General features: G+C 47.9%; 1 pseudogene. It reads right to left on the reverse strand.

From position 1 onward, the window contains the following. Nucleotides 1-1,485: pseudogene (locus AB9H30_RS19290) on the reverse strand (hypothetical protein); the annotation flags it as partial. Between the last annotated feature and the right edge of the window lie 50 nt (nt 1,486-1,535).

Consider the following 1,535-nt stretch of genomic DNA (forward strand, 5'->3'; position numbering starts at 1 on the left):
ATGGGTGCTAAGTTGGCCTTTTTTGCGAGTATCAAAGGTAAATATCGCATTGCCGCTCGATGACAAGCGCTGCACCACGCGGCCCAGCAAATCATAGTCGTAGCGCATATACTGGCCGTTTGCGTCTATTTCTCGCTCCAGCTCACCAAAGTCATTGTAGGTAAATTGTGTGAGCCCTTGATTGGGGTCGCGCACCCATGTTTTGCGCCCAAGGTGGTCGTAACTTGCGTAAATGCTATTGCCTTTTGCATCATAAATCACTATTGGGTTGCCCGACGCATCATAGGCATAGCGAGTATAAGCACCCAGAGCATCTTGAGTGTACATAAGCTGGCCCATGCTGTTGCTCGCTCGCCACATGGTCAAATTATGACCGTCACTCGCCACCGTATCAACTCTTGTCGCTAAGCCTTGATAGTCGTACGTGGTAATGAGTGCTTCATTGTAATCAGTCGCCGGTGTGGTCTTTTGACCAGGTCGCCCGAGCACATCAAAACCGGAATAAATCGTCCAATAAGGTTGAGAGCTATATGGCATCGAGGTATGCGTTTGTCTGCCAACATTATCAAAGCGCGTATCTACAAAAATTGCCCCGCCATCAAAACCATCGGTGCGCTCGCGCAGCACGCGCCCCTTTGCATCAAAATATTGATGACTACTCGGCGTGCCCGATTGATAAACACTCATCATGCTTGTGTCTAAATGGTTGGGCGAATCGCTGTCAGGCGTACGATAGCGAATATACTGCCAAGGTGAGCCAACTGTTTTTTGTTGCGTGACACGCCCTAGTCCATCGTATTGGATATCGGTGTACACGCCGTTGGCATCGATGGTGCGCGCAGGCAAACCGCGCTGTGGTGAGCTAACAACCACACTGCTTTGATAACCTGCACTGCCCGACGCTCCGGTGTAGGTATCGGTTTGAAACACAAAGTACCCGTCATTTTGAATACTTTGCCCAGTATTGGAATAAAAAATATTGGTTAAGCGCACCTGCTGGCTGTCTGAATCATTAACACCGCTTTGCACGCCCCCTTGCACTTGTACTTGTATGGGCAATCCAAAGCTGTTGTATAGGGTGGTTTGGGTTGAACAACCGTTTAGGCCACTGGCGTTACATTGACTAGTATTGCGGTACAGCGCTCCTGGCGCAGTGGTTACCACTTGTGGTTTTCGATGCGTAGTATCCCACTGTTGCACATGCGTCGTTATATCTTTGTTTAATGGAGTATTGTTATGCGCAGAAGGGCTACCAGCAGTCGCGTTAGGCACAAAATATTTGCGCTCACGTTGCCATGAATATCGGTGCGGCCATGCTGCTGATGGCTGCAACCCTATATCCTTAACGGTTTTGTGTGTGCCAAATTTATCGGTATGTAAAGTGGTTTGTACTTTTACGTTACCGTAACTATCGACATCAGCTGGATTCACGGTTGTTACGGTGCGACTTAATACGCCTCTTTCATCTACAATGTCAAAATCCAAAAATGGGCTCTCAATGTCAAAACTTACATTTTCACTGCGTGATAAAAAGA

Origin of the sequence: Glaciecola sp. SC05, from assembly GCF_041380235.1 — a bacterium.
Lineage (GTDB): Bacteria > Pseudomonadota > Gammaproteobacteria > Enterobacterales > Alteromonadaceae > Glaciecola.